24 protein-coding genes and 3 tRNA genes are annotated in these 26298 nt (G+C 34.0%); 12 read left to right on the top strand and 15 right to left on the bottom strand.

Going from position 1 to position 26298, the window contains the following annotated elements:
- The first annotated feature begins 26 nt into the window (after positions 1-26).
- From ABWU62_RS00335 to ABWU62_RS00320, 4 genes are all read left to right on the top strand, one after another.
- Positions 27-1032, top strand: a protein-coding gene (locus ABWU62_RS00335) for an IS630 family transposase (protein ID WP_353287090.1) whose coding sequence is annotated in 2 segments (ribosomal slippage) — positions 27-488 and positions 490-1032 — 1005 coding nt in all. Because the reading frame shifts where the segments join, the coding sequence is not laid out codon by codon here.
- Positions 1033-1247: 215 nt separating this feature from the next.
- Positions 1248-1820 carry a Holliday junction branch migration protein RuvA gene (gene ruvA, locus ABWU62_RS00330; protein WP_353287123.1) on the top strand — a complete coding sequence of 191 codons (573 nt, stop codon included), beginning with the start codon at positions 1248-1250 and terminating at the stop codon, positions 1818-1820.
- Positions 1817-2806, top strand: a complete 990-nt coding sequence (gene ruvB, locus ABWU62_RS00325) for a Holliday junction branch migration DNA helicase RuvB (RefSeq protein WP_006012928.1) — start codon at positions 1817-1819, stop codon at positions 2804-2806. The genes ruvA and ruvB overlap by 4 nt, the downstream gene beginning before the upstream one ends.
- A gap of 268 nt (positions 2807-3074) precedes the next feature.
- The gene (locus ABWU62_RS00320) at positions 3075-4289 is read left to right on the top strand and encodes a hypothetical protein (protein ID WP_353287122.1); all 1215 of its coding nucleotides are present in this window, start codon (positions 3075-3077) and stop codon (positions 4287-4289) included.
- A gap of 537 nt (positions 4290-4826) precedes the next feature.
- Here the strand turns inward: ABWU62_RS00320 and ABWU62_RS00315 are convergent.
- Complete coding sequence (locus ABWU62_RS00315) at positions 4827-5120, bottom strand: GIY-YIG nuclease family protein (protein WP_349967306.1); 294 nt, start codon at positions 5118-5120, stop codon at positions 4827-4829.
- A gap of 486 nt (positions 5121-5606) precedes the next feature.
- Here ABWU62_RS00315 and ABWU62_RS00310 point away from each other — a divergent pair, with 486 nt between their 5' ends.
- Complete coding sequence (locus tag ABWU62_RS00310; RefSeq protein ID WP_353287121.1) at positions 5607-5786, top strand: hypothetical protein; 180 nt, start codon at positions 5607-5609, stop codon at positions 5784-5786.
- Between the two features lie 26 nt (positions 5787-5812).
- On the top strand, positions 5813-7183 hold the full coding sequence (locus ABWU62_RS00305; protein WP_353287120.1) for a hypothetical protein: 1371 nt from the start codon (positions 5813-5815) through the stop codon (positions 7181-7183).
- Positions 7184-7227: 44 nt separating this feature from the next.
- On the opposite strand, the gene ABWU62_RS00300 is transcribed toward ABWU62_RS00305, so the two are convergent.
- The 10 genes from ABWU62_RS00300 to ABWU62_RS00255 form a co-directional block, all read right to left on the bottom strand.
- Complete coding sequence (locus tag ABWU62_RS00300; protein WP_353288123.1) at positions 7228-8469, bottom strand: citrate synthase; 1242 nt, start codon at positions 8467-8469, stop codon at positions 7228-7230.
- An 80-nt stretch (positions 8470-8549) separates the two neighbouring features.
- Entirely contained in the window at positions 8550-8819 is a 270-nt protein-coding gene (gene rpsT / locus ABWU62_RS00295) for a 30S ribosomal protein S20 (RefSeq protein ID WP_353287119.1), read from the bottom strand.
- A 43-nt stretch (positions 8820-8862) separates the two neighbouring features.
- Positions 8863-9588 (bottom strand): lysophospholipid acyltransferase family protein, encoded by a 726-nt coding sequence (locus ABWU62_RS00290; protein ID WP_353287118.1) that lies wholly within the window; start codon positions 9586-9588, stop codon positions 8863-8865.
- Between the two features lie 56 nt (positions 9589-9644).
- On the bottom strand, positions 9645-10631 hold the full coding sequence (locus ABWU62_RS00285) for a site-specific tyrosine recombinase (RefSeq protein ID WP_353287117.1): 987 nt from the start codon (positions 10629-10631) through the stop codon (positions 9645-9647).
- 371 nt (positions 10632-11002) lie between these two features.
- A complete protein-coding gene (locus tag ABWU62_RS00280) occupies positions 11003-11638 on the bottom strand; it encodes a DnaA ATPase domain-containing protein (protein WP_353287116.1) in 636 nt (211 codons plus the stop codon).
- Between the two features lie 107 nt (positions 11639-11745).
- Positions 11746-12819, bottom strand: coding sequence for an AI-2E family transporter (locus tag ABWU62_RS00275; RefSeq protein WP_353287115.1), 1074 nt, complete (start codon positions 12817-12819; stop codon positions 11746-11748).
- Positions 12820-12868: 49 nt separating this feature from the next.
- Complete coding sequence (locus ABWU62_RS00270) at positions 12869-13375, bottom strand: alpha/beta hydrolase (RefSeq protein ID WP_353287114.1); 507 nt, start codon at positions 13373-13375, stop codon at positions 12869-12871.
- A 274-nt stretch (positions 13376-13649) separates the two neighbouring features.
- Complete coding sequence (locus tag ABWU62_RS00265) at positions 13650-13796, bottom strand: hypothetical protein (RefSeq protein ID WP_410542183.1); 147 nt, start codon at positions 13794-13796, stop codon at positions 13650-13652.
- A gap of 9 nt (positions 13797-13805) precedes the next feature.
- A protein-coding gene (locus tag ABWU62_RS00260; RefSeq protein WP_353287112.1) for an IS630 family transposase occupies positions 13806-14811 on the bottom strand; the annotation gives its coding sequence in 2 pieces (ribosomal slippage) (positions 13806-14348 and positions 14350-14811; 1005 coding nt in all).
- 51 nt (positions 14812-14862) lie between these two features.
- Positions 14863-15675: a hypothetical protein gene (locus ABWU62_RS00255; RefSeq protein ID WP_353287113.1), complete on the bottom strand. Its 813-nt coding sequence runs from the start codon at positions 15673-15675 to the stop codon at positions 14863-14865.
- A 76-nt stretch (positions 15676-15751) separates the two neighbouring features.
- On the opposite strand from ABWU62_RS00255, the gene ABWU62_RS00250 reads away from it, so the two are divergent.
- Positions 15752-16757 (top strand): IS630 family transposase gene (locus ABWU62_RS00250; protein ID WP_353287112.1). Its coding sequence is split into 2 segments (ribosomal slippage): positions 15752-16213 and positions 16215-16757, totalling 1005 coding nucleotides; the frame shifts between segments, so codons are not numbered across the junction.
- Positions 16758-17974: 1217 nt separating this feature from the next.
- On the opposite strand, the gene ABWU62_RS00245 is transcribed toward ABWU62_RS00250, so the two are convergent.
- Positions 17975-18050: transfer RNA gene (locus ABWU62_RS00245), tRNA-Ala, on the bottom strand.
- A 291-nt stretch (positions 18051-18341) separates the two neighbouring features.
- Between ABWU62_RS00245 and ABWU62_RS00240 the strand changes: the two genes are divergently transcribed.
- Positions 18342-18414 (top strand) — tRNA-Lys (locus ABWU62_RS00240).
- Positions 18415-18431: 17 nt separating this feature from the next.
- Positions 18432-19685 (top strand): NADH-quinone oxidoreductase subunit NuoF, encoded by a 1254-nt coding sequence (gene nuoF, locus ABWU62_RS00235; protein WP_353287111.1) that lies wholly within the window; start codon positions 18432-18434, stop codon positions 19683-19685.
- A 19-nt stretch (positions 19686-19704) separates the two neighbouring features.
- Here the strand turns inward: nuoF and infC are convergent, their stop codons facing one another.
- From infC to nuoI, 3 genes are all read right to left on the bottom strand, one after another.
- Complete coding sequence (infC, locus tag ABWU62_RS00230) at positions 19705-20214, bottom strand: translation initiation factor IF-3 (protein ID WP_353287110.1); 510 nt, start codon at positions 20212-20214, stop codon at positions 19705-19707.
- Positions 20215-20226: 12 nt separating this feature from the next.
- Positions 20227-22128 (bottom strand): threonine--tRNA ligase, encoded by a 1902-nt coding sequence (gene thrS, locus ABWU62_RS00225; RefSeq protein WP_353287109.1) that lies wholly within the window; start codon positions 22126-22128, stop codon positions 20227-20229.
- A 184-nt stretch (positions 22129-22312) separates the two neighbouring features.
- A complete protein-coding gene (gene nuoI / locus ABWU62_RS00220) occupies positions 22313-22795 on the bottom strand; it encodes an NADH-quinone oxidoreductase subunit NuoI (RefSeq protein ID WP_353287108.1) in 483 nt (160 codons plus the stop codon).
- Positions 22796-23017: 222 nt separating this feature from the next.
- Between nuoI and mnmE the strand changes: the two genes are divergently transcribed.
- The 3 genes from mnmE to ABWU62_RS00205 all read left to right on the top strand — a co-directional run bounded on the left by mnmE (position 23018) and on the right by ABWU62_RS00205 (position 25660).
- Entirely contained in the window at positions 23018-24346 is a 1329-nt protein-coding gene (gene mnmE / locus ABWU62_RS00215) for a tRNA uridine-5-carboxymethylaminomethyl(34) synthesis GTPase MnmE (RefSeq protein ID WP_353287107.1), read from the top strand.
- A gap of 47 nt (positions 24347-24393) precedes the next feature.
- Positions 24394-24481 (top strand) — tRNA-Ser (locus ABWU62_RS00210).
- A 168-nt stretch (positions 24482-24649) separates the two neighbouring features.
- On the top strand, positions 24650-25660 hold the full coding sequence (locus tag ABWU62_RS00205; protein WP_353287106.1) for an NAD(P)/FAD-dependent oxidoreductase: 1011 nt from the start codon (positions 24650-24652) through the stop codon (positions 25658-25660).
- Positions 25661-26298 lie beyond the last annotated feature (638 nt).

Below are 26298 nucleotides of genomic sequence, written 5' to 3'. Positions count from 1 at the left end.
GGAGTAAGTAAAATAGCGAGGTTTAGATGGCATTAAGATCAAAATTATTGGATGAAAAAGTGGTGGAATCAGCAAAAGAGATGCTGAAGAAAGTAAGAAATAATGCGTATGTTGCAAAAAAACTAAATGCTGTAATTGCAGCAAAAAAGCACAGTATAACAGCTGTAGCAAAAATATGTTGCATTTCGAGAAAGGCAATTACTACATGGATAAAGCACATAAAATTTGGAAGAGAAGAAAAATTATTTTCTCCACCTCAACGCCGTAGAAAAACTATATTGAACCAAAGTCAACTTGAACAAATTGAGGTGTGGATAGAGGAAAACCCCAATATTACTATTAGAGAAATGAGAATAAGAATCCAAGAAAGATTTGGTTTGAATATCAGCAAATCCACAATACATCGTAATATGCAAAGAATGAAATTCTCATATATCACACCAAGACCAGTTCATAGTGGACAGGATAAAAATAAGCAAGAGGAGTTTAAAAAAAAACCTCAATGAAACTATTGTCATGCATTCTGAAAAAGAGCTATTTTTCTTCGATGAATCACGGTTTGGTACACATTCAAAAGTTGGACATGGGTGGTTTAAAAAAGGCAGTAGGACACAGGTTAAGGTAAAATTAGGTAGGGAAAATTTTTATCTCTATAGTGCAGTTAATCCCAGAAATGGAGAGAATTTTAGCTTATTTGCACCAAACGTCAACACTGCTTGTATAAATATATTCCTTGAACAGATGTCGCAATATTTAGGAATACGAAAGGCTTTTCTCGTGATGGATTGCGCTAGTTGGCATAAGTCAAAAAGTTTAAAGATACCTAAAAATATCGAAATTATATACCTACCACCATACTCACCTGACCTCAATCCTGTTGAGAGGTTTTGGTTATATATAAAACAGAACATTTTGCGCAATAAAATCTACGATACAATTGTTCTGCTTGAGAGCGCTTTGTGTAAATTTATTACCTCTCTTTCCCCTTCCACGGTTAAACAACTCTGCAATGCTTCTTATTTGGTTCATTAATAATGAGAGTTGGTATTAGCTAAGTTAGGAGACTGCAATTCTATTTCTATCGGAGTAACTTGTGGTTCAATTACATAATGATCTGGAATAACATATTAAAATAGATTTCCTGCAAACTTGTCTGCAATGATTGAAACTGGAACCACTTCTATAATGTTCGTTTGCTTGACCTAAGATTCAGGAGCATTTAAACTGAATTTTATAAAGTACTAGAAATGATAGGAAATCTAAGAGGAATAGTTGATGAGGTGTGTAGCGATCACATAATCCTGAATGTGAATGATGTTGGCTACATAGTATATCTTTCAGCCAAAACTTTAAGTGCTTGTTCGATTGGAAGTGGAGTAAAATTACTTATCGACACTTATGGAAATAGCAGAGAAAACGTTACTCAGCTATATGGCTTTATAAGTAAAGAAGAACAGCAGTGTCTGCGTTTATTAGTTAAAGTGAGCGGTGTCAGCTATAAAACCGCAATGTCAATTTTGAGCAAATTAACTCCAGAGCAACTGTTTTTGGCAATTATAAATGAGGATAAACTAGCACTTAAGGTGAGTGGACTTGGCCTGAAACTCATAAATCGAATTATTACTGAGCTGAATGGCAAAGTAAGTAAATTAGAGATAAATAACAATCATTTTCACTCAATTAGTGAAGATGCTCTTTCAGCTTTGATCAATCTTGGATATGAAAGAACAAAAGCTTATGATACAATAAAAAAAATAGAAGATGAATCACCAAACTTGGACACTAAAGATATTATTCGTATGGCGCTTAAAACAATATGAAGTCAATATCATGTAGTAAGGAATACTCTGAAGATGTACGTAATTTAAATATCCGGCCTGAGCAACTTGATGATTTTGTCGGGCAAAAAGACTTAATACAAAATTTAAAAGTGTTTATAAATGCTGCACAGACGAGAGCTGAAGCTTTGGATCACGTATTGCTCTATGGTCCTCCAGGGCTTGGTAAAACAACTTTAGCACAAATTGTCTCTAAGGAGTTAAGGGTTAGCTTTCGTGCAACTTCTGGTCCATTGCTTAGTAAAGCTGGGGACTTAGCTGCAGTGCTCACTACTTTAAATGCAAAAGATGTTCTATTTATCGATGAGATCCATAGATTAAATCGTAGCATTGAGGAAGTTTTATATACTGCTATGGAAGATTTTTGCCTAGATATACTAGTAGGTGAGGGCCCATCTACCAGAACTTTAAGAATAGATTTACCACCATTTACACTGATTGGGGCAACAACACGGCTTGGACTGCTTTCTGCACCGCTGAGGGATCGTTTTGGTATTCCCCTGCATCTTGAGTTTTATTCTTTTGAGGAACTGGTTGATATTATAAAAAGAGGTGCAAGAGTTCTTTGTGCTGAAATCGAAAAGGATGCTGTGCAGGAAATTGCCTGCCGCGCCCGTGGTACTCCAAGAATTGCTTTGAGATTACTCAGAAGAATAAGAGATTTTGTTGAAGTAAAAGATGATAAAAAAATTACCTGTGAAATTGCTGGTTCTGCACTATCAAAATTGGGTATAGATAAAATGGGACTAAATAAATTAGATATGGATTATCTGAGATTTTTGTTTAATACCTCAGGACCTGTTGGAATTGACACCATATCTATTGCACTATCTGAAGATGTTGGCAATATTGAAGAAACAGTAGAACCTTATTTAATCAAGGTCAGTTTCGTAAAGCGCACACCAAGAGGACGTGTTTTAACTGATCAAGCAAAGGAATATCTCAGCATTAATTCAGTGGTATGCTAGTATTATACTATATTTTATAACATTGTATAGTATTACATTAAACATTATAATATTCTCTTATTATATGATTTGCAGGTGTTTTAGAGGCAAATAAGAAAGTCTTCTGTTATAGTGAATATGTTCTTGAAAAATTACGTAATATATGATAGGCTGCATATAGTATAAATGTAAAAATCTCAATAATTTATTGAGATTTTTTAAGATTAATACTTATTAAATACTTCATATTATAAAATTGAGTTATTGTGTTTTATAGACTTAAGATAAAATGGTAAAAAGCTTTCTAAACAATTATAGAAACAGTAATTCAATTAATGGAGAAAAAGCAATGAAAAATTTTTTAATCAATAACAACGAAGAGGGCGGTAGCTCAATCTTCATTAATCGAATCAGGGAGCAAGATCTCTCTGCAGAGCAGAAGCTTAATGAATTAAAAGGATTCATGGAGGAGCTTGCTAGGAAAGCTGAGCTCAAGAGAATAGAGCTTGAGCGTCAGGCTGCGAGTTGCATTGATGAAACATTATCTCAAGTAGAGCTACAGATAAAAGACGATGAGAATTATTTTGCTGGTGATAGTCAGGGGGTATTCGCAGATTTCTTTGAATCCCTCTTTAATCTTTTTGAAGTAAAGGTAGATCCGAGAGTCTACAAAATGCTCAAAGAGAAGAAAGAGAAAAACCTGCTTCTTTCAATAATCGAGTTTTTGCGTAATAAGCTTAAGGAATTAGTCAAAAAGATCTTCAAAAAAGATTTAAGTTGGGATAAAAGGCTAGACAAAGAGATAAAAGAATTGCAGGAGAAATTACTCAGTGGTGGGTTATCTCCGGAAGAGGAAATAGCAATACTCGAACGTTTGCAAGCGTTGCAAAATTTAAAATTGAAGCTTCAAACTTTTCTCGTGGGCTCAGTCATTGCAATGTTTGCAGAAATTTTTGCAGTTGATTTAGCAGCAGTAGTAGAGCAAGATGTAACTGAGGAAAAAAGAGACAAAAAAGCAGAAAAAACAGAATCAAAAGAAGTTCGTCAAGAAATAGAAACAAAAGTGAATGAAATCACACCAATTTCCCTATTTAATTTTTCATCTCAAGTTCCAATGCCAATCACTCTGAATAAGCAAGAACGTGCTATTTTACCAAAGCCTATAGAAAAATTAGTAGACACTCTACCTAAACCTGTTATAAGTCACAAAAATAGTGAAGTACAAAAACTGGAAAAAATGAATAAAGAAAAGAAAGAAGCAAAAGAAGAGAAAAATGAAAAACCAAAATTAGCTGTCTGTCCACCTGCTCCAGAGCGAAAGGAACACAGGAGAGTTAAAAGATACAGTAATTTAGGTACGAAGGGTAAAAAGCGATCTCCTGAGTGTAATCGTTCAATGAATAATAAGCAAAAGTCTAATGCTGCTGTGGAATTGCCAGGAGGATTAACTGATGATGTGAGAGTTGAAAACCATGCTTCTTTAGTCAAAAAGAGAGGTGTGTAAAGGTTCTCTCTCTTTTTTTCATTCCAGACTGGTTTTTTATCTGGATTCCAGCATCAAGTGCTGGAATGACATGGCGGAATGTCATTCAAGTAGCTCTCTCTTGTCTTCAAGTCGCCCCTTTGTTGTCATCTCAGTGCCTCCTCTCTTGTCATCCCAGTGCTTGACACTGGGATCCAGGAACTTAGTTTAAAAAAGTTGTCATTTCAGTCTAGGATCCATTTTCTCTTCTAGATTCCAGCGTCACGCGCTGGAATGACATCGTCTTGAATAAAATTTGAATGAAAACCGGTCTGTCATTCAGGTAGCCCTTCATTTTCATTCCAGTGCCTCCTTTGATGTCATCCCATTACCTCCTCTCTTGTCATCCCAGTGCGTGACACTGGGATCCAGAGAACTTAGTTTAAAAGAGTTGTTATTTCAGTTTAGGATCCATTTTCTCTTCTAGATTCCAGACTGGAATGACACCATCTTGAATGGAAGCCAGTGCCAACGATGCGCCATATTACAATGTTCGTAAAGTTGTGTACTCAGACACTGTCATCCAGATACAATTTCATCATATAAATCTTTCCATTCTTGATTTGTTTTTTCAATTAAGTTTATTTTCCATTTTCTCTGCCAGCTTTTTAGGAGTTTTTCTCTACTAATTGCTAAATTTATGTCTTGAAATTCTTCAAAATAGACTAGTTTACAAACATTGTACTTTGACGTGAAACCAGAGATGGCTTTGCTTTTGTGTTCCCAAATTCGTTTAGTCAAATTTGATGTTATACCTGTATATAGGGTTCCATTGCGTTCACTTGCAAGTATATAAATATAATAACTTTTCATATATAATAAATAAGTTTACTAGATCCCAGTGTCAAGCACTGGGATGACATTGTCTTGAGTGCATAATGCACCAAAGGTTGTGTACCACAAAGGTGTCATCCCAATTTTAAAAGGCTGTCATGCAAGTAGCCCCTCTCTTGTCATTTCAGTAGCCCTTTTGATGTCATCCCAGTGCGTGACACTGGGATCCAGAAACTTAGTTTAAAAAAGTTGTTATTTCAGTCTAGTTCTCTTCTGGATTCCAGCATCAAGTGCTGGAATGACATGGCGGACAAGTAGCTCTCTCTCTTGTCATCCAAGTAGCTGACACTGGGATCCAGAAAACTTAATTTAAAAAGTTGTTATTCCAGTACTTCTTCTCTTGTCATCCCAGTCTGGAATCCAGGAGTATAAAAATGGTGAATAAAATTTATGTTAAAAAACTGCTTGTGCTAGTAGTTGATTCTTAATATATTCATTACATAATAATTTAATTTAGAGGTTGATATGCATGGCAATAATGATCCAAATAAAAAAGTACCTGATTCAGGGAGAACAAGGATTGATAAAAAATACCTAGATCCAAAGAGAATAGATAACTTCAGCGATATGATTAAGCGTGAACAAGAACGAATGAAGCAAAATCAATCCAGTAGTAGTAAAAGTGGTCAGGGTAGCAGTAAATAATTATATTAGTTTAGGGGGGTGGCGTTATGCCTAGTACAAATCAAATAAATCGAGAATTAGTAAAAGCGTTTAATAGTGTTCTTCTTTTTGATGAGACTTTTATTACTAATCTCACTGTAGAAGAAGATCATATTGTTCTCTCATTTGATAAAAATATGAATATTGATCAGTGCAGAGAGTACTTGATTAATATGAGAGGGAGTATAGTAGAAAAGTTTTGTGGAAGTGAAAGTGCTGCCGATGATCTTTTTTATACAGACTCTTTTCCTTTTAACTTTAATCAAGGAAAATGGACTACAGATAGTAGCAAACATAGGTTTTCAGTGCCAATTGAAAAAGAAGTAGTTTGTAATCTAAAGTATTTGCTAGCTAATTCACTAGTACAGTTTACAACAAATGTTATTATGGAAAGTTACTCTGATCAAGATTATGTGGATGATAATACACGCGAGGTGAGCTTTGACAGAAAATCCTATTTATACTGTATACGCTTTAAGAATAGAGAATTACAAAATTCTCTTGTAAACTCATTTTCATCAAAGGTGAAAAGTTATAAAAATGGTCCTAAAAAAACTAAGGATTTTTTAGAAGAGAAAGGAAGTGATGTGTATATAAAGAAAAGCTTTTTTGATAATCCTCAGTTCATTAAAGACGTAGTAATGGATAAGGTATCTCTGACATATCGTAATCTTGAAATGTCAAGGGACGAAAATGAAACTGTTAAGATTCTGAAGTTCGCAGTTGTTGATTTAATTTGTAAAGCACTATCGCACCTACCAATTAATTCTATGTGGCATACTTCCCATAAAGAAAGTAAAGATGAGTATTCAATTTTGGTTCCTGTTATTGATTGTGATAATTACATAGAGTTTTTAAATGAAAAAGAAGTTGATCATATTAATAATAAGGTGTTTGGTGGTACAAAAGTATTGCGTGATGTAAAAGATGATATTGCAGAAAGAGGTCTGCCAACATATGGTGACGGACGAATATATGCAATAGACTTTTTTAACCGAGACATTGCTTACTGCGTGATGGATAAGATCATAGAGAGCTCTGTAATCAATGAGGATTATAAACTGTCCATTGATCCTGCGCGTGTGCCAGCTATGAAACCACAAACTCTTGCCCCTTCTGAAGAAAAAGTAGGGACGGATGGACCAAGTCCAGATAGTGGTTTTGGTGATTCACCTAAGAATTCAGTTGTAGGTAAATCACATACTGGAAACTCAAGCAAATTCCTTAAGCCCGACTACTATGGTGAAGGTAAAGGTGGGGATGATGCTTCGGCTAAAGATAGTGGCTTTGGACCTTCTTCAGCACGATCAAAGCTTAAATTGTGTTCTGTAGAACAGTATGAATCAACTGATAAAAAGTCTTCCTGCTGTATTTTATAGCTAAAGAAAATTAGACTATTTGAGGACCAATTGTGAATGAAAGTTTATAGGCCAAGGTATAGCTGCCTTGGCCTACAAATCTTGGTTTCTTTATCGTTTATCATTTCATACCACTGGGCAACCCAACCAGTGGTTCTTGCAAGTGCAAAAATGGGTGTAAACATACTTGAAGGGATACCAATAGCATTCATTATTATGCCTGAGTAAAAGTCAACATTTGGATATAACTTACGTGTAATAAAATACTCATCCTTTAAAGCTATTTCTTCAAGTTTTTTTGCAATTTCAAGTAATTCATTGTTTTGCTCTAGTTTGCTTAAAATCTCATGACAAGCATCCTTTAATATAAGCGCGCGCGGATCATAGTTTTTATAAACACGATGTCCAAATCCCATTAGCTTAAATGGATCTTTATCATCTTTAGCTTTCTCAATGAATCTATCTACATCTCCACTTTGCTCTATCTCTTTTAGCATATTTATAACTGCCTCATTAGCTCCACCGTGTGCTGGACCCCAAAGTGTAGCAACTCCTGCAGACAGACTTGCAAATAGATTAGAACCAGCTGACCCTACCAATCTGACAGCTGCTGTAGAAGCATTCTGTTCATGATCAGCATGGAGAGTAAATATTTTATCCAGAGCTTTTACAAAAAGGGTATTATTAACAGCACTGCCAAATATCATATTTAAGAAATTCTCACTATAACTTAGTTTATTATTAGCATTTATGAATTCCTGATTGTTGATATGCCTATAAATCATTGCAATAATTGTGGAAACTTGCGCTATTGCAGAAATTCCAAAATCTAGGTCTTCACCATTGACATTGTTGCCATGCTTTTCATGATAAGATGCTGACAAACTTGCAAAACATGCAACTAAGATTGACATAGGGTGAGCAGTTTTTGGAAATGCTTTAATTACATTTGTAACTTGCTCTGATACTTTGGATGATTCTTGTATTTTGAGAAGAAATTTTTTGTGTTGCTCTGAACTGGGTAATTCACCATAGAGCAATAAATAAATCACAGCAGTAAAATTATTATTCTCTGCCAAATCAGCTATATTATGTCCCCTATATTTAAGAACTCCTTCATCTCCATCAATGAATGTAATTGTAGAAGAGCATGAAGCTGTAGAAACAAACCCTGGATCGTAAGTGAATAATCCTGTCATCTTATATAAATCCTTGATATTTAACACATCAGGACCTGTTGTTCCGCTTAATACAGGTAGATCGATTTTTAATCCATTACTTAGTTCTAATAGCGCTTTTTTATCCATCACTTAAGCTACTTAAATTTTATACAGAATATACAAACTGAGGAGTATATATTAATACAGTTAACTTTACATTAACCGTATTAAGCTGTCATCAATGCTTTTACTTTTGCATTTAAGCGACTTATTTTACGCGCAGCAGTATTCCTGTGAATAACACCTTTATTTACACATCTGTGTAAATTGGATTCAGCATTCCGAAATGCCAAGACAACATTCTCTTTATCACCAGACTTGATTATATCAACCAATCTTCTAATAGCAGTACGAGTTTTACTTTTTCGCATCTTATTTACTAAAGTACGCCTTGCTATTACCTTTATCATTTTTTTAGCACTCTTATGATTTGCCATATATTAATACCTGTACTTTTCTTTTAATTATAAAGTTTTTTTGTTAATTTGCAATATCAGTTTTTTCTACAATTAATCTACTACTTCTTTCTTCAATGATTTTTTCTAAACTTTGCAAGAATTCATTTTTGTTTAACCCAGGATATACGGGAGGTAATATTTCTATTACCGCCTTTCCGGGATTCTTTCTCAGAGAAAGTATGCTTTTTGGCCAAAACAAACCAGTGTTTAAAGCAATCGGTAACACAGGAACAGATAATACGCTATATAAAGCAGCGATACCTGGTTGATACTTTATATTTTGGTTTATAGTTGTTCTTGTGCCTTCAGGAAATATTATTATGCCTCTATTTTCTTTTATACGCATTTTTGCTAATTTCATGATATGACGCACAGAACTAATACCATCTGAGCGGTTAATAAAAATCATTTTTAATGCCATGAGATGCAAACCAATGAATGGAATCCATTTCAATTCACGTTTTAAAATAAAAACTGCTTTTCTAAATAGTAGTATAAAAATAAATGTTTCAAATGGAGATTGGTGTTTAGATGCAATTATAAAAGGTTGCTCAGGAATGTTTTCCATTCCCCTCACTTCATATTTAATGCCACATAATAAACGTAACATAAATAATACAACTCTCACCGAGCAAACGAGGAAAATGGTTATTACACACTCAGGAAAGAAAATTACAGGAAGAGTAATAAAAGTATAGAATACTTCCCATAATATAAGGAATAAATTAAACAATAAACTTGCAATCACAAATACACGTAAACTTATTTGAATTTAACTTTACTACAAAATTAAAAGCAATAAGTTTAATTATTGATCATCTGAGTAATAGGATGAGAATCAGCTAATTTGTCCTTTAACTTTTCGTTAGCAATATGAGTATATATTTGTGTTGTAGAAAGATTAGTATGGCCAAGAATTTTTTGTATCAGCACAATATTTGCTCCGCTATTCAGTAGATGGGTAGCAAGAGAATGCCTAATCACATGTGGAGAGATTTTATTTTCATCAATATCGCACTTTCTTGCTAATTCCTTTATTAATTGACCAACTCTTTGCCTTGTAATTGGTTTATTAGGTTTATCACCTGGGAATAGCCAATCAGATTTTTTGTTGTTAGGGAGCAGATTGTCACGAATTGATAAATAATTTTTAAGACTTTGCAATGCTTGTTGATTAAAAAAGATTTGCCTTTCTCTGCCACTTTTTCCCTTTATTATTATATAGCCTTCTTTACCATTACTGTTTACTAAATGTGATACTTCACATAACTTCATATTGATTAGTTCAGAAACACGCATCCCGGAAGAGTAAAGGATATCTAAAATTGCACATAGCCTTTTACTGCTTATCTCTTTATTCGATCCGCTTGCTGATTTTTTTACTGTTTCCATGAGCAAAAATATTTCTTGAACACTTAAATACTTAGGCAAAGGACGGGAAACCTTTGGATTTCTTAATTCATTATCATTAGCCGGTGCTGGATTAAAATCTATTATTCCATCATTAAATAGGCACTTATAGAAATTTTTGATAGCAGATATTTTTCTTGATATAGAGCTAGTTTTATATTTCTTTTGTGTGCGTAAAAAGTTTACATAATCTTTAATATTAGCTTTACTTGCACCAACTAAGGTAGCGCTTCCTTCTAATAAAAATTTTTCAAGTTGGTGTAAATCTGAACGATAACTTTCCAAAGTATTTTGTGTAGAGGATTTTTCGGAAACCAAAGCATCTATGTAATACGTTATGTAAAGATCCTCTTTTTTATTTTGTGGTTGTTTATTTTTCATTATCAGCTCCTATGTTTATTTCTTTGACTATAATTTGATTGAAAATATTTTTTGTGTTTTTTATAAGAAAATATGAGATAAACAAAGCATTTATCAATAAAGTAAGTACTACAAACCTTTGTTTTAACCTTTTTTTAAAGTTTGATCTTATTTTTACCATATTTCAATTATAATTGAAAATCTATAAAAAGCATCCTGTAAAGTAAGTTTTACTATCATATAAAATATCCCTTAGCTATGTCTGTTTATGCTTATTACATCATAGTACTTATTATAATTTTAACATAAAGAGATAGTGATTTCAACTTCATTATTGTATGGGTATGAATAAATTTTTAATATATATAACAAATGTCTTGCAGCAGAAGGAATCACTTGGGACTTATTTTTAATAAAGTGTTAATAAAAGGAATGGTTACATTTGATCCTATGGATTCACTATCTATTTTTTCTATAATTTTATTAATGCTGTGAAAAGAACGTTCTATTCTTGCTAGAATATAATTAATTACCTTTAGATCAATTTTTAATTGTTTATCTGAAAATTGTTTTATTAGAATAATTCTTAATAACTCCTCGCTTGCAGGTAAAATTTTTATGCTGGTAGTTGACAATATTCGAGAGCTTAAATCTTGTAGTTTGAAGTTAAGCTTTTTTGGTGAAATCGAAGAAGTAATTAGCAGTCTCTTGTCATTTTCTTTCATGTAATTGTAGCAATGTAACAACATTGTCTCATCTTTAATGTTTTGTACATCTTCTAAAATAAACGCACTGCTGTACCTAATCTCGCTTACAAAGTTATTTACATCGATGAAAATTGCATCGTTTATTGATTGCCAAATATGAGCAAGGTGAGTTTTTCCAGAGCTCTTAGATCCACAAAGAATCAAACATTTCCAAGATAAATCATTAACTATCGAGTTATATACATGTTTGTTTTCTTCTAAGGTGATATAATTTTGCCAACAATAATCAATTTGATTATTGTTAAATAAATTTAATTGCATGTAAAGCCTCTCGCATTTCTACTATTTGATAATAGTTTTTGCATAAAAATTTACTTACATTTTTCAAATGTACCAGAGATCCTTTTTATTGTGAACTAAAAGGTTTGTTAGCCATTTTTATAAAGCTCACTTTCAAAATATTTATCGATTGTGTATTCTACTAATACACTGAATATTGCTATTATTGGTATAAAAAATAATATACCTATAGATCCAAAATATGAGGTACATATGACAACTCCCAAAATAATGATAGTTGGATGTATATGAACTTTTTTTCCTATTAATAAAGGAACTAATATGCTTGAGTCTATTAACTGTCCAATACTAAATAACAGCAAGACAGCAGCACTTTCAAACCATCCGCTAAATTGAGTAATGGCGCTCAAAAATCCGATAATAGTGTATAATAATGGCCCTATATAGGGTATAAATGTTAATGTTCCTGATAAAATTCCAATAGCTACAGAATGCTTCAGCCTGATTATGCTAAGGCCCATGGAGTAAAAGATCATCATGACTATACATACGTTTAACTGTCCCTTTAGGTAATTAGATATAATGAAATCTACTTTAGAAAAATAATCTGCAGCTTTTTTTCTGTAAGGGATGGGAATTAGTTTACTAGCTTTTTCTACAATTAAAGGCCAATCACGTAATACATAGAAAAATACCACAAGCGTAATAGCTATTAATGATGCCATGTAAATCAAGCTAAAGCTTGAACTTAACACTTGAATTATAAGGTTGCTGCCCATGTTAAGAGCATTGATAAAATAAGATATATAATCACTGTAATTTTCTACTAGATTTTTAGACAAGTGATCAAATAAACTATCTTCAGTTTTTATATTAAGAAATTCTAATACGGAAGGAATCACTTTAAGCTTTAATGAAGGCACCTTATTCACTAGGAAATTTAATATTAAAGTAATTTGAAAATATATAATAGGTAGAATAAATGTTATAATTAATATAAAAGCTATCAATAAGGCAAGTGTTATAAACACTACAGAACATGAACGCGGTATTCTATATTTTTCAAACTTTATTACTAGCGGATTAAATAAATATGCAACAAAAACGGATATTAGACACGGGACAATCATAGGACGCATCAAAAACAATACTCCTATTGTGAAAAGCAGTACGCAACAAATAGTTATATGACGTTTTTGCATGTGTTTAGAATAGTCAATTTATCAAAAAATATACAGCTTTTTGTAAATACTATCTATTTATTGTTTTATTAGGTATGAGATCAGCCAAATTTTTACTCAATTCCCAACTAGATAAAACTCCGTTATGTGGATCATCTGTAAAGCCTCTCAGATTAACGATCTTAATCGGATTTCTATTTAACAATAGATCATCTTCTACCGCCTTTGCCAATTGTGCAGGATATGGTATTAAGGTGTCTCTTTCATGATTAATAACCACTATTGGTATATTCTTGTTTTGCAGTTCTCGTATGTTGTTTACTATATCGAGATCTAAATTTAGGACCTTGAGCATTTTTTTCAATACACATGAGGGTAGTACGCTTAGAATTTTTGCTTGAGGAATTGGAAAATGCTTTATTGCGTTATGAAAAGAGCTGAAAGTGCTGGTAAAAATAACACCTCCAAGTTTAATATTTTTATCTGTAAAATATTTCAATACTTCTGATGCAATTGCTCCTCCAAAGGAATGGCCGAAAAGTATAATATTTTCAGGCTTTACACCTGTATCTATCAATTCATTGATTTTTTCTATCGAGGACTTAGATAAGCTTTGATTCTTATTTATAAACGGAATCATAAGTAGTGATAAAGATAAAAAAGTACAAGTCAAAGCTGCTAAGATGGCTTTGTTGTATAGCGATGTATAAGAAGTAGTGGAAGAAGAGATTTACGAGACAAATTTAAAAATAGGCATACCGATATCAGTAAATTTGTTAATCAAGTAGCATTTTAAGAGCATCTCTTGAGAACGGTTTATCTCAGATTTATTCTTATACCAACTCTCATTATTAATGAACCAAATAAGAAGCATTGCAGAGTTGTTTAACCGTGGAAGGGGAAAGAGAGGTAATAAATTTACACAAAGCGCTCTCAAGCAGAACAATTGTATCGTAGATTTTATTGCGCAAAATGTTCTGTTTTATATATAATACCAACTCTCATTATTAATGAACCAAATAAGAAGCATTGCAGAGTTGTTTAACCGTGGAAGGGGAAAGAGAGGTAATAAATTTACACAAAGCGCTCTCAAGCAGAACAATTGTATCGTAGATTTTATTGCGCAAAATGTTCTGTTTTATATATAACCAAAACCTCTCAACAGGATTGAGGTCAGGTGAGTATGGTGGTAGGTATATAATTTCGATATTTTTAGGTATCTTTAAACTTTTTGACTTATGCCAACTAGCGCAATCCATCACGAGAAAAGCCTTTCGTATTCCTAAATATTGCGACATCTGTTCAAGGAATATATTTATACAAGCAGTGTTGACGTTTGGTGCAAATAAGCTAAAATTCTCTCCATTTCTGGGATTAACTGCACTATAGAGATAAAAATTTTCCCTACCTAATTTTACCTTAACCTGTGTCCTACTGCCTTTTTTAAACCACCCATGTCCAACTTTTGAATGTGTACCAAACCGTGATTCATCGAAGAAAAATAGCTCTTTTTCAGAATGCATGACAATAGTTTCATTGAGGTTTTTTTTTAAACTCCTCTTGCTTATTTTTATCCTGTCCACTATGAACTGGTCTTGGTGTGATATATGAGAATTTCATTCTTTGCATATTACGATGTATTGTGGATTTGCTGATATTCAAACCAAATCTTTCTTGGATTCTTATTCTCATTTCTCTAATAGTAATATTGGGGTTTTCCTCTATCCACACCTCAATTTGTTCAAGTTGACTTTGGTTCAATATAGTTTTTCTACGGCGTTGAGGTGGAGAAAATAATTTTTCTTTTCTTCCAAATTTTATGTGCTTTATCCATGTAGTAATTGCCTTTCTCGAAATGCAACATATTTTTGCTACAGCTGTTATACTGTGCTTTTTTGCTGCAATTACAGCATTTAGTTTTTTTGCAACATACGCATTATTTCTTACTTTCTTCAGCATCTCTTTTGCTGATTCCACCACTTTTTCATCCAATAATTTTGATCTTAATGCCATCTAAACCTCGCTATTTTACTTACTCCAGTATGGCTTTTTTTCCATTATTGTCTATTCGTTGCTTGTATAGCGGGAATTGGTATCAGTATTCATATCTTGAAAAACGTAAGTTGATGGATGTGCATCATTCCAATTTGCTTCACTCTCCTCAGGAATCATTCGGTCAACCTTACCCAGAAGCTCTTTCATTTTTTCATTTTGCTCGTTAAATTTCTCTTTCAATACATCAATAATAGCATTAGACTGATCTTTACTGCCAAGATCACCAATCACAGATATGACTTTCTCATGAGGCAGTTTGTGAATAATATCTTTCAGCTCTTTTGCATCTATGTTATCCAAAAGTTCTTTAAACTGCTCATGAGACATACTATGAGCAAAAGCTTTAAGTTTTTCTGGGTTGTTAGCTAAAGACTTAATAACCATCTGAATCTTATTAGAATCAGTTAACTCGCGAGCGACTATTGCAAGTTTATCGTGGTCTAGTTTATTAATTAAATTATGTAACCTATCTCCTTCTAAAGCGTGTACTAGGGTTGGAAGTTGCTCAGACCACAATTCCTTGGAAAGAATGGTCAAATGGTGCTCATCTAAATCTTTTGCTAATTTTACAAGCTGATAATCGTCTATATTATTGATAAGTGCTTTGAACTGATCGACTTTTAAATGAGGTAAAATTTCTCTTACTTGCTCTGGATGTAAGTCTCTCACTAGGGCTCCAAGCTGATCATCATTTAAAATAGGAACTATTATTCTTAACTTTTCTGGATCCAATGTGTGAGTGAGGGTTTGTAATTGATGATCAGTTAAATGATTTACTAAAACTAGGAATTGTTCGTCTGTTAAGTGCTCTGCTAATACCAATTCCCGCTATACAAGCAACGAATAGACAATAATGGAAAAAAAGCCATACTGGAGTAAGTAAAATAGCGAGGTTTAGATGGCATTAAGATCAAAATTATTGGATGAAAAAGTGGTGGAATCAGCAAAAGAGATGCTGAAGAAAGTAAGAAATAATGCGTATGTTGCAAAAAAACTAAATGCTGTAATTGCAGCAAAAAAGCACAGTATAACAGCTGTAGCAAAAATATGTTGCATTTCGAGAAAGGCAATTACTACATGGATAAAGCACATAAAATTTGGAAGAAAAGAAAAATTATTTTCTCCACCTCAACGCCGTAGAAAAACTATATTGAACCAAAGTCAACTTGAACAAATTGAGGTGTGGATAGAGGAAAACCCCAATATTACTATTAGAGAAATGAGAATAAGAATCCAAGAAAGATTTGGTTTGAATATCAGCAAATCCACAATACATCGTAATATGCAAAGAATGAAATTCTCATATATCACACCAAGACCAGTTCATAGTGGACAGGATAAAAATAAGCAAGAGGAGTTTAAAAAAAAACCTCAATGAAACTATTGTCATGCATTCTGAAAAAGAGCTATTTTTCTTCGATGAATCACGGTTTGGTACACATTCAAAAGTTGGACATGGGTGGTTTAAAAAAGGCAGTAGGACACAGGTTAAGGTAAAATTAGGTAGGGAAAATTTTTATCTCTATAGTGCAGTTAATCCCAGAAATGGAGAGAATTTTAGCTTATTTGCACCAAACGTCAACACTGCTTGTATAAATATATTCCTTGAACAGATGTCGCAATATTTAGGAATACGAAAGGCTTTTCTCGTGATGGATTGCGCTAGTTGGCATAAGTCAAAAAGTTTAAAGATACCTAAAAATATCGAAATTATATACCTACCACCATACTCACCTGACCTCAATCCTGTTGAGAGGTTTTGGTTATATATAAAACAGAACATTTTGCGCAATAAAATCTACGATACAATTGTTCTGCTTGAGAGCGCTTTGTGTAAATTTATTACCTCTCTTTCCCCTTCCACGGTTAAACAACTCTGCAATGCTTCTTATTTGGTTCATTAATAATGAGAGTTGGTATAAGACCTGTATTTGCTCATTATTAAGAGTATGGGTCAAAGTTTCTAGCTGATTGTGTGTTATTTTCTCAACAAAAATTTTTGCAAATGTTTTTGATAGCATTATATCCTCTGGTATTTTAGATGATATTATATCTTGTATTACTTCTTCCTTGACATGCCGTTCAATATATTGGAGTGCCTGATTGTCAGGTGAATCAATAATATTCCCTTGATCATCCGAAAAATAATATTTGTAGGTATCACCCGACTCTTCCCATGTTACATATTTATATTCCACTGGTTGTGCCTTAAAAACGTAAGTATACCTTGTGCTATAATCAGAAGGTTGTGATACTTCGTAGTCAATTGATATCTTCATTAATTTTTCATTAAGATACACAAAAGAATGTAAGTTATTTTCATAACCGAGTTTAGCGTTTCTAAATGGCACGACTGGAAATTTACAATTTGTGATTAGACCTTCTCCTTTATCACAACGGTAAGATGTTTGTTTCAAATCTTTTCCATTCTCCTTTATGCATGCAACAATTGTAAAGGGACCATCGCTTGGAGCGTTGCAAAATTTTATAGGTAAATCTAGTACTCTACCATCTTCATCGTCCAGTGGAATAAATCCAATTTTATCAAAACTATTCCAAGTTAACTCTTCACCATCTACGGAACCTTGAAATATCCTCATTCTAGTCTCGTTAAATACCCTTTGTCCAGGTACCATCTTAAAAATATGTTTTTTTCCGCTCATTAAGTATTATCCAATAAATTTGACTATATTTATTCTAACATTTATTGATTAATTTATTATTAAGTTGAAATATATTAGAATTATAATAACAAACATTACTTGTGTAGAAAAAAGTTACAGAAAGAGGGATTTTTTAGGAAACTAGTATAAAACACTCCTAGATTAAAATCACAACTGTACGAACGTTGTAGTTTGGGCCACCAGTGGGGTGTCATCCCAGTGCCCAGACACTGGGATCCAGCTTCTATGCAACTTAATTAAAAACGTTTGTTTTAGCATAAGAAAACTACCTTTAGCTCATCAGCTCAGTTATAAGCAAAATTTCTGGATTCCAGTGTCAAGCACTGGAATGACACCATTTGCTGTGCAATTTATCTCCAAAAATGAATGTTCGTACAGCTATGGATCAAAATAAGCTGTTTTGACAAGTTTTGTGGCGTGCTAGAGCTAATATAGACTGGTGGAGGCAAGCGGGATCGAACCGCTGACCTTCTGCGTGCAAAACAGATGCTCTACCAGCTGAGCTATGCCCCCAACTTTTGCTTAAAGCATAAATCACTCAGGCTGAAATGCAAGAAATATTTATCTGTTACTCAATAGTGCACAAACTCTGCAGTTATGTAAAATTCTCTATCTTTTTAGAGTTGTATGTCAGCTTTGCCAAATAAATCTGTTAATTAACAAGAAGTTTTCCTTCAAAAATTTTTAATTAAATTATCACTAATACAGTACATTATATAATTTATTTAACCACGCATGAAAATTTTAGTTTGATTAAAACAGATAAAAACTATATTACTGTTTATTATAGCTGAAAAATAAAATGATCCCGTAGCTCAGCCGGTAGAGCAACTGACTTTTAATCAGTGGGTCACGCGTTCGAATCGCGTCGGGATCACTTAGAATCTTAAAAGCATGCTAAAAGAACAGGACAAAATATTCACAAACTTAAATGGTAAAGAAACACCACTACTTGAGGGTGCAAAAAAACGTGGTAGTTGGCAAAAAACAAAGGAATTACTGGATTTAGGATCAGAAAAAATCATTGATGAAGTAAAGAAATCTGGTTTGAGAGGTCGAGGGGGTGCAGGATTTTCCACCGGCCTTAAGTGGAGCTTTATGCCCAAAAATCCTTCAAAAGCGTATTTAGTAGTCAATGCAGATGAGTCAGAACCTGGTACGTGTAAAGATAGAGATATATTACGATATGAGCCACATAAGTTACTTGAGGGAATTCTTCTAGCTGGCAGAGCAATCAACGCATCAGTTGCATATATTTATATCAGGGGTGAATTTTATAATGAATATTTAGTTCTAAAAAAAGCACTTGAGGAAGCCTATAAAGAAAACTTAATTGGAAAAAATGCCTGCAAATCAGATTATGATCTTGATGTGTTTATCCATAGGGGTGCAGGAGCTTACATATGTGGAGAAGAAACAGCTCAACTTGAATCAATTGAAGGAAAAAAAGGCTTTCCTCGCATGAAACCTCCATTCCCTGCGGGTGTTGGACTTTTTGGCTACCCAACCACAATAAACAACGTTGAAACTATAGCCATGGTTCCAGATATTCTAAATCGCGGAGGAGAGTGGTTTGCATCTCTGGGTAAACCAAATAATACTGGCACTAAGGTCTTTTGCATTTCAGGGCATGTAAATAATCCATGTAATGTTGAAGAAGAGCTCGGAATTTCACTGTGTGAATTAATTGAAAAATACGCAGGTGGAGTGAGAGGAGGTTGGGATAATTTACTTGCTGTAATACCTGGTGGGTCTTCAGTCCCATTAATTCCAAAATCTATATGTGATACTATTGAAATGGATTTTGATTCATTAAGGGCTGCACAATCAGGGCTTGGTACTGCTGCTGTAATAGTGATGGATAAATCAACTGACATAATAGCTGCAATAGAAAGATTATCACATTTCTATATGCATGAGTCCTGCGGACAATGTACACCATGCCGTGAAGGCACTGGATGGATGTGGAGAATTATGAGAAGAATGGTAGCAGGAAATATTAAACCTGGTGAAGTAGATAAGCTACTTGACCTTACAACTCAAATAGAAGGGCATACAATTTGTGCACTTGGCGATGCTGCAGCTTGGCCAGTGCAAGGATTAATCAGACATTTTCGTCATGTGATTGAAGAGAGGACAGTAACTTAACTTTATTTATGCTTTCCTACTATCTAGCAGCTAGAACTAAAAAATATTGATTTCCTTCTCGTTTAGGCGCTAGCTCTACCTTTGCAATATCTTCAGTATCTCTAATGAACCGTTCCAATTTTTCCAGTCCGACTTCAGTGTTTATAAGCTCTCTGCCCTTAAATCTCATTGTGACTTTAATTCTATGTCCATGCACAAGAAAATCCCTTGCTTGACGCAATTTTGTTTCGTAGTCGTGATCATCAATATTAGGACCCAGTTTAATTTCTTTTATAGTTAATGTTTTTTGTTTCTTTTTTGCTTCACTTGCCTTCTTTTTTATATCATACTTTTGTTTGCTATAGTCCAGAATCTTACATACTGAAGGAGTTGAATCAGGTGCGATTTCTACCAAGTCTAAATTAACACTTTGTGCAACTTCCAAAGCTTGTTCTATTGGAACAATTCCGACCATTTCACCATTTTGGTCAACCAAGCGTACTTCTCTAGCTGTGATGAATTCATTAATTCTGTGTTTTTTGTTTTGCAAATTTTGACTCCCTTAACTTAAATTAACGCCTTTTAATAGCAATTCAGTAGCATTCTCCAAAGAAAAAGACTCCTGCTTTTCCGATCCTAAATTTCTCACTGACACAGTTTTATTTGTAACTTCACTTTTGCCCATGATCCATAATATAGGTACCTTACTTGAACTATGCAAACGTATCTTATAGCTAATTTTTTCATTGGTCAAATCAGTTTTGATTCTCACACCTTGTTCTTTTAAAACGTTGCTGATTTCTGTAGCATAACCGTCAGCCTCATTTGTAATGGTCAGAATAGCAAGCTGTGTTGGAGCAAGCCAAACTGGAAATTTTCCTGCATAATTTTCTATTAAAATTCCAATAAAACGCTCAAAAGTTCCAAGAATTGCCCTATGTAACATGACAGGGTGATGCTTGTGCCCGTCTGCTCCTATATAAAAAGCTCCAAGCCGCTCCGGTAAAATAAAATCAACTTGCAACGTTCCACATTGCCAATTTCTACCTATTGCATCTTTCAAAACAAACTCTAACTTTGGACCATAAAATGCACCTTCGCCAGGGCTCAGTTCATAACTCAAACCCGCTTCTTTAACGGCTTCAAGCAGCGCTTTTTCAGCTCTATCCCACACTTCATCATTACCTGCTCTAATATCTGGACGATCTGAAAATTTCACAGAAATTTCATTGAATCCAAGCTCTGAATATACTTCTTTTAAAAGGTCACAAAACTTTACAGTTTCAGAATTCACTTGTTTTTCCATACAAAAAATGTGTGCATCGTCTTGCGTAAAACCACGCACTCGCATCAGTCCGTGCAATGAACCTGAGCTTTCATTCCTATGGCACGTGCCAAATTCTGCCATACGTATTGGTAGATCACGGTAGCTTCTCATGTGAGAATTAAAAATCTGCACATGGCAAGGACAATTCATGGGTTTTATTGCTAGCTTTTTGCTTTCAGATTCATCAACAATAAACATGTTTTCACGAAACTTATCCCAATGTCCCGATTTTTCCCACAGCTCTTTGCTTACTAAAATAGGAGTTTTTACCTCAAAGTAGCCATTGTTCATTAACTTTTTTCTGATGTAAGACTCAAGAACATTATATAAAGTATACCCTTGTTTATGCCAAAAAATCTGCCCAACGGCTTCCTCTTGAATGTGAAATAGGTCCATATCCTTAGCGATTTTACGATGGTCGCGTTTTTCTGCTTCCTCCAGACGTTTAAGATAAGTATTTAATTCATCCTTATTTCTCCACGCGGTGCCATATATTCTTTGCAACATTGGGCCCTTAGAATCGCCACGCCAGTATGCACCTGCTACTTTCATAAGTTTAAACGCTTTAACTCTGCCAGTTGATGGTGAGTGCGGACCACGACATAGGTCTACAAAATTGCCTTGTTTATAAACAGTTAGGTTTTCGTTTTCTGGTATTGATGAGACAATATCAACCTTATATTTTTCGCCTACATCACTAAAGAAATCAATTGCCTGTTTGCGAGTCCAAACCTCTCGGACGAATCTGTGGTTACTTTTTATAATTTCCTTCATTTTTTTTTCTATTGCAGCAAGATCGTCCGTGGTAAAGGCACGATCTGTAGCAAAATCATAGTAAAAACCGTCCTGAATTATTGGGCCAATAGTAATCTGAGTATTAGGAAATAGCTCTTTCACTGCCTGCGCCATTATATGAGCAGCATCATGCCTTATTATATCTAAACCCGCTTCGTCACTTAGTTGTATCACCTCTATCTCTGCATCAGATTCAATTTCACGTGAGAGATCATACAACTCACCGTTTACTTTCAATGCAACTGCTTCTTTCAAAGCATCCGGTTGTAATATATCAAAACCAGTGACTCTACCACTGTATTCTTTTACTTTTTGTTCGGTTGAAAAGGTAACTTTTATCATTCATCAGACCTTTTGTCATCCCAGTGCGTGACACTGGGATCCATGTTTCTTTTTTTCTAGATTCCAGCGTCACGCGCTGGAATGACACCAAAAGGTGAGCTACTGATCTTTCACTTAAATAACAGTTGTACAAGAGATCTATTACATACTTGCTGTAAGAAATTTTAATTGTTGACATACCTAGTTAATAATACGGTCTATTCTTTTTTAACCTTAGTGCAATTGCGTCTTCCCAAACTTCACCATTACGCAATAATTTTTCCTTATTGTACATCAACTCTTCTCTTGTTTCTGTGGCAAACTCAAAATTAGGGCCTTCAACAATTGCATCAACAGGGCACGCCTCCTGGCAAAGCCCGCAATATATACACTTTGTCATGTCAATATCATAACGCGTAGTGCGGCGACTGCCGTCTTCCCTTTCCTCTGCTTCAATAACTATCGCTTGAGCAGGACAAATAACTTCACATAATTTACAAGCTATGCAGCGCTCTTCACCATTTGAGTATCTACGTAATGCGTGTTCACCACGAAATCTTGGACTTAAAGGACCTTTCTCCATAGGATACTTAAGCGTAACCTTTGGCTTAAACATATATTTTAATGTAATAACAAACCCTTTAATTAACTCTACAAAAGACCAATACCAAGCTAATTTCTTTAGCATAAAATGTTTAAAACCTGCATTTATAATTATAAGTCATATTATCAGTTTTCAAAATAAATATTTTCACCTGAGGGACCTTTACAGTTTCTGTATATAATATATTTATTAATATGACAATGTTATATTTCTATAAATTAGCAAGATAGATAAAAATTTTGAATATTTTTAAATTATGCATTTCTCTTTCTTAAGTGTAATATTGCTAAGTAGTTTATATGAATAATGACAAACACAAATGAAACTATCTTTGCCTTATCAACTGTGTTTGGTAAGTCAGGAGTTGCAGTAATTAGAATTTCAGGTAACGATGCACTTAAAGCTTTAAATCATTTTAACATTAAGAAAGAAGTTAAATCAAGGCTTGCTACTTTAGTTGACCTATATGATAACTCCGATCAATTGATAGACAATGGAATAATTATTTATTTTCCTGCTCCAAATAGTTTCACTGGCGAGGATGTTATAGAGTTGCAGGTACATGGAAGCAAAGCAGTAATAAAAATTATCTTGGAGGAGTTATCAAAAATTTGTGTTATGGCTAGGCCTGGAGAATTCTCACTTAGGGCTTTCCTGAATGGTAAGTTTGACTTAACGAGAATAGAGGGAATTGCAGACTTAATTGATGCTGAGACAAAAATGCAAGCCAAACAAGCAATCAAGCAAATGTCAGGAGAATTAGAAAAACTATACAGCAGTTGGAAGCAGAAATTAATAACGATACAATCAGAGATTGAAGCATATATAGACTTCCCGGAAGATATTTTGGCAGAAAAAAGCCAATTGGAAAAAATTAATAATGAAGTCCAACATCTCATGCAATTGATACAAAAGCATTTAAATGATAATAGACGTGGTGAGAGGTTGCGTGAGGGTTTACATATTGTAATAACTGGTAAACCAAATGTTGGTAAATCAACGCTGTTTAATTTCTTGGCCAAACGTGATATTGCTATTGTTTCTGAATATGCAGGCACAACAAGGGATGTGCTTGAAGCTCATATTGACATTGGCGGATACCCAATTATTCTCTCTGATACTGCCGGAATTCGTAAGAGTTTAGATCCAATAGAATCAGAAGGTATAAATCGAGCGAAAAAGAGGTCTTGTGAAGCTGATTTAAGAATAGAACTATTTCCCTTTGAACAACGTTATAATATCAATTGCAACGTTGTAAATAGCGATACTATTTATGTATTGAGCAAAGCTGACGATGCAATTAATGACAGAAATATACTGATTGGCGGTGTAGATTTTCTACCTATTTCTATTTTAAAGGGAATAGGTACAAACAAGTTGATCTCTCTCATAAAAAAGAAGGCAGAGGAAAAATTTGGGCATGATAGAGACACTCCTGTGATTACTCGGCAAAGACATAGGAGTCACATGCAGAAAGCACTGAAACATTTACAACGTTTTAATATCGATAATCCAATTGAGTTGATATCTGAAGATTTGAGGCTTGCTGCATTTGAGCTTGGTGCAGTGATTGGAACTATTGATGTTGAGGAAATATTGGATGGTGTGTTTAGCAGTTTTTGTGTAGGTAAGTAAGATTTTTATAGATTGCTTGAAATTAAATGTTGTGGTAAAAAAGAAGTGGACGGATGGCCGAGCGGTTTAAGGCACCAGTCTTGAAAACTGACGTACGTGATGAGCGTACCATGGGTTCGAATCCCATTCCGTCCGCACAGCATCTCGCTATGATAGCTGATTTTTAGAGCTTATTTGGACTATGTGGTTCATAACGCTGGAAATCTTATCTAATCTAGCCACATCTTTTAAAAATACATCCCTTTGTAAATTGACCTTGTTAGCAAAGAAAGCTAATATCTATAAATAGATCACCATCTGAATATGGAAACCGATATCGTAATAATAGGTGCAGGGCCTGTTGGAATATTCACTGCTTTTCAAGCGGGAATGCTTGATATGAGATGTCATATAATAGATGTTTTGGATCAAGCAGGAGGACAATGCACAGCTCTTTACCCAGAAAAGCCAATATATGATATACCTGGTTATCCTGTAATTACTGCCCAAAAATTAATTGAGCGACTAATGGAGCAAGCCTCACCATTTGAGCCTGTTTACCATTTAAGTCAAAAAGTGGAAAAGATTTCAAATAACGAAGGTGAAAACTTTACTGTCATAACAAACATAGGTACAGAGGTAAAATGCAAAGCCATTATCATTGCTGCAGGTAACGGAATGTTTGAACCTAACCGTCCACCCTTAAGTGGTATATTAGAATATGAAAATAAATCTGTATTTTACAGTGTAAATAAAATTTCTGATTTTCAGGACAAAACTATAGTTATTGCAGGGGGGGGTGATTCTGCAGCTGATTGGACTGTAGAACTTTCTAAAGTTGCAAAGAAAATTTATGTAATACATAGAAGAAAGGAATTTCGCTGCACTCCTGAAACTAGAAATAAATTAGAATCACTTGAAAATAATGGAAAGATAGAACTGGTAGTGCCATATCAATTACATGAACTAGCAGGAGGTAATGGGCAGTTGAGCGCAGTGATAGTAAAAAACATTGCCTCTAAGGAAGAAAAAGAAATATCTGCTGATTTTTTACTGCCGTTTTTTGGATTATCAATGAATTTGGGTCCAATAACCAATTGGGATATAAAGTTAGAACATGGCCGCATAATTGTCGACCCAGCTACACTTAGAACCAGTAGAGATAGAATATATGCAATCGGAGATATAGCTACTTATCCAGGCAAACTAAAATTGATACTAAATGGTTTTGCTGAGAGCGCCATGGCTTGTTATGACATATACAAAGTAATTCACAATTCTCCGGTTAACTTTCAATACTCAACTTCAAAGGGAATTCGTAGAAATAAAGAGTAAGGACATTCATGAGCCTGCATGCAATTACCTCAAGCATAAGGGAATACAAACGAAAAAGATTACTTTACAAATTCTCCCAACTCCCTTATTATGATATATATAACAATGTTACAAAAAATAATATCATAGAATTCAGTAGGATAATTCCTAGAAAACCCCTACATACTAAAAAAAGCAAAATGCTGTTAAAATGAGCTTAAGAATAAATAGCAAACATCTAACATAACAATTCTATTTGTAAATCAGGTGAGGCTTATCCTATAGAAAGCTTTCGAACTACGCAAGCGTATCTTTTGCCTTTAGTATTTCTTTATTGTTTAAGATAACTGTCTGAGCTCCTCTGCCTTAGCATTATATCTCCACTTTCTGCAAGTTATTCCATTAAGTAGTAAAAATATTAGACTTGCCGCAAAACTAAGAAAAAAAGACCAAAGATAGAGCAGATTGAACTTACAGTAAAAATAGAACAAAAAAACTCCAACAATAAATTATGCAAACTTCATCAGGTTAACTTTAACTTAAGAAAACATAAATCAAATTTTCTTGCTCAAAGACCTTGCTTTTTCTCCAACCTTACTCAAACGTACTCTAGCTTAATGCATAATTTTACCCATAAACAACCTTATCTTTGGTACTTT

The organism is Wolbachia endosymbiont (group B) of Gerris lacustris (assembly GCF_964028355.1).
Classification (GTDB): domain Bacteria; phylum Pseudomonadota; class Alphaproteobacteria; order Rickettsiales; family Anaplasmataceae; genus Wolbachia.
The sequence above is the reverse complement of the archived record's forward strand: the minus strand, read 5'-3'. Positions and strand labels throughout refer to the sequence as shown.

Excerpts from the sequence above, each read along its gene's own strand:
- ruvA (WP_353287123.1), top strand. The coding sequence starts at position 1,248 with ATGATAGGAAATCTAAGAGGAATAGTTGATGAGGTGTGTAGCGATCAC.
- ruvB (WP_006012928.1), top strand. The coding sequence starts at position 1,817 with ATGAAGTCAATATCATGTAGTAAGGAATACTCTGAAGATGTACGTAAT.
- ABWU62_RS00320 (WP_353287122.1), top strand. The coding sequence starts at position 3,075 with ATGGTAAAAAGCTTTCTAAACAATTATAGAAACAGTAATTCAATTAAT.
- ABWU62_RS00315 (WP_349967306.1), bottom strand. The coding sequence starts at position 5,120 with ATGAAAAGTTATTATATTTATATACTTGCAAGTGAACGCAATGGAACC.
- ABWU62_RS00310 (WP_353287121.1), top strand. The coding sequence starts at position 5,607 with ATGCATGGCAATAATGATCCAAATAAAAAAGTACCTGATTCAGGGAGA.
- ABWU62_RS00305 (WP_353287120.1), top strand. The coding sequence starts at position 5,813 with ATGCCTAGTACAAATCAAATAAATCGAGAATTAGTAAAAGCGTTTAAT.
- ABWU62_RS00300 (WP_353288123.1), bottom strand. The coding sequence starts at position 8,469 with ATGGATAAAAAAGCGCTATTAGAACTAAGTAATGGATTAAAAATCGAT.
- rpsT (WP_353287119.1), bottom strand. The coding sequence starts at position 8,819 with ATGGCAAATCATAAGAGTGCTAAAAAAATGATAAAGGTAATAGCAAGG.
- ABWU62_RS00285 (WP_353287117.1), bottom strand. The coding sequence starts at position 10,631 with ATGAAAAATAAACAACCACAAAATAAAAAAGAGGATCTTTACATAACG.
- ABWU62_RS00280 (WP_353287116.1), bottom strand. The coding sequence starts at position 11,638 with ATGCAATTAAATTTATTTAACAATAATCAAATTGATTATTGTTGGCAA.
- ABWU62_RS00275 (WP_353287115.1), bottom strand. The coding sequence starts at position 12,819 with ATGCAAAAACGTCATATAACTATTTGTTGCGTACTGCTTTTCACAATA.
- nuoF (WP_353287111.1), top strand. The coding sequence starts at position 18,432 with ATGCTAAAAGAACAGGACAAAATATTCACAAACTTAAATGGTAAAGAA.
- thrS (WP_353287109.1), bottom strand. The coding sequence starts at position 22,128 with ATGATAAAAGTTACCTTTTCAACCGAACAAAAAGTAAAAGAATACAGT.
- nuoI (WP_353287108.1), bottom strand. The coding sequence starts at position 22,795 with ATGCTAAAGAAATTAGCTTGGTATTGGTCTTTTGTAGAGTTAATTAAA.
- mnmE (WP_353287107.1), top strand. The coding sequence starts at position 23,018 with ATGACAAACACAAATGAAACTATCTTTGCCTTATCAACTGTGTTTGGT.
- ABWU62_RS00205 (WP_353287106.1), top strand. The coding sequence starts at position 24,650 with ATGGAAACCGATATCGTAATAATAGGTGCAGGGCCTGTTGGAATATTC.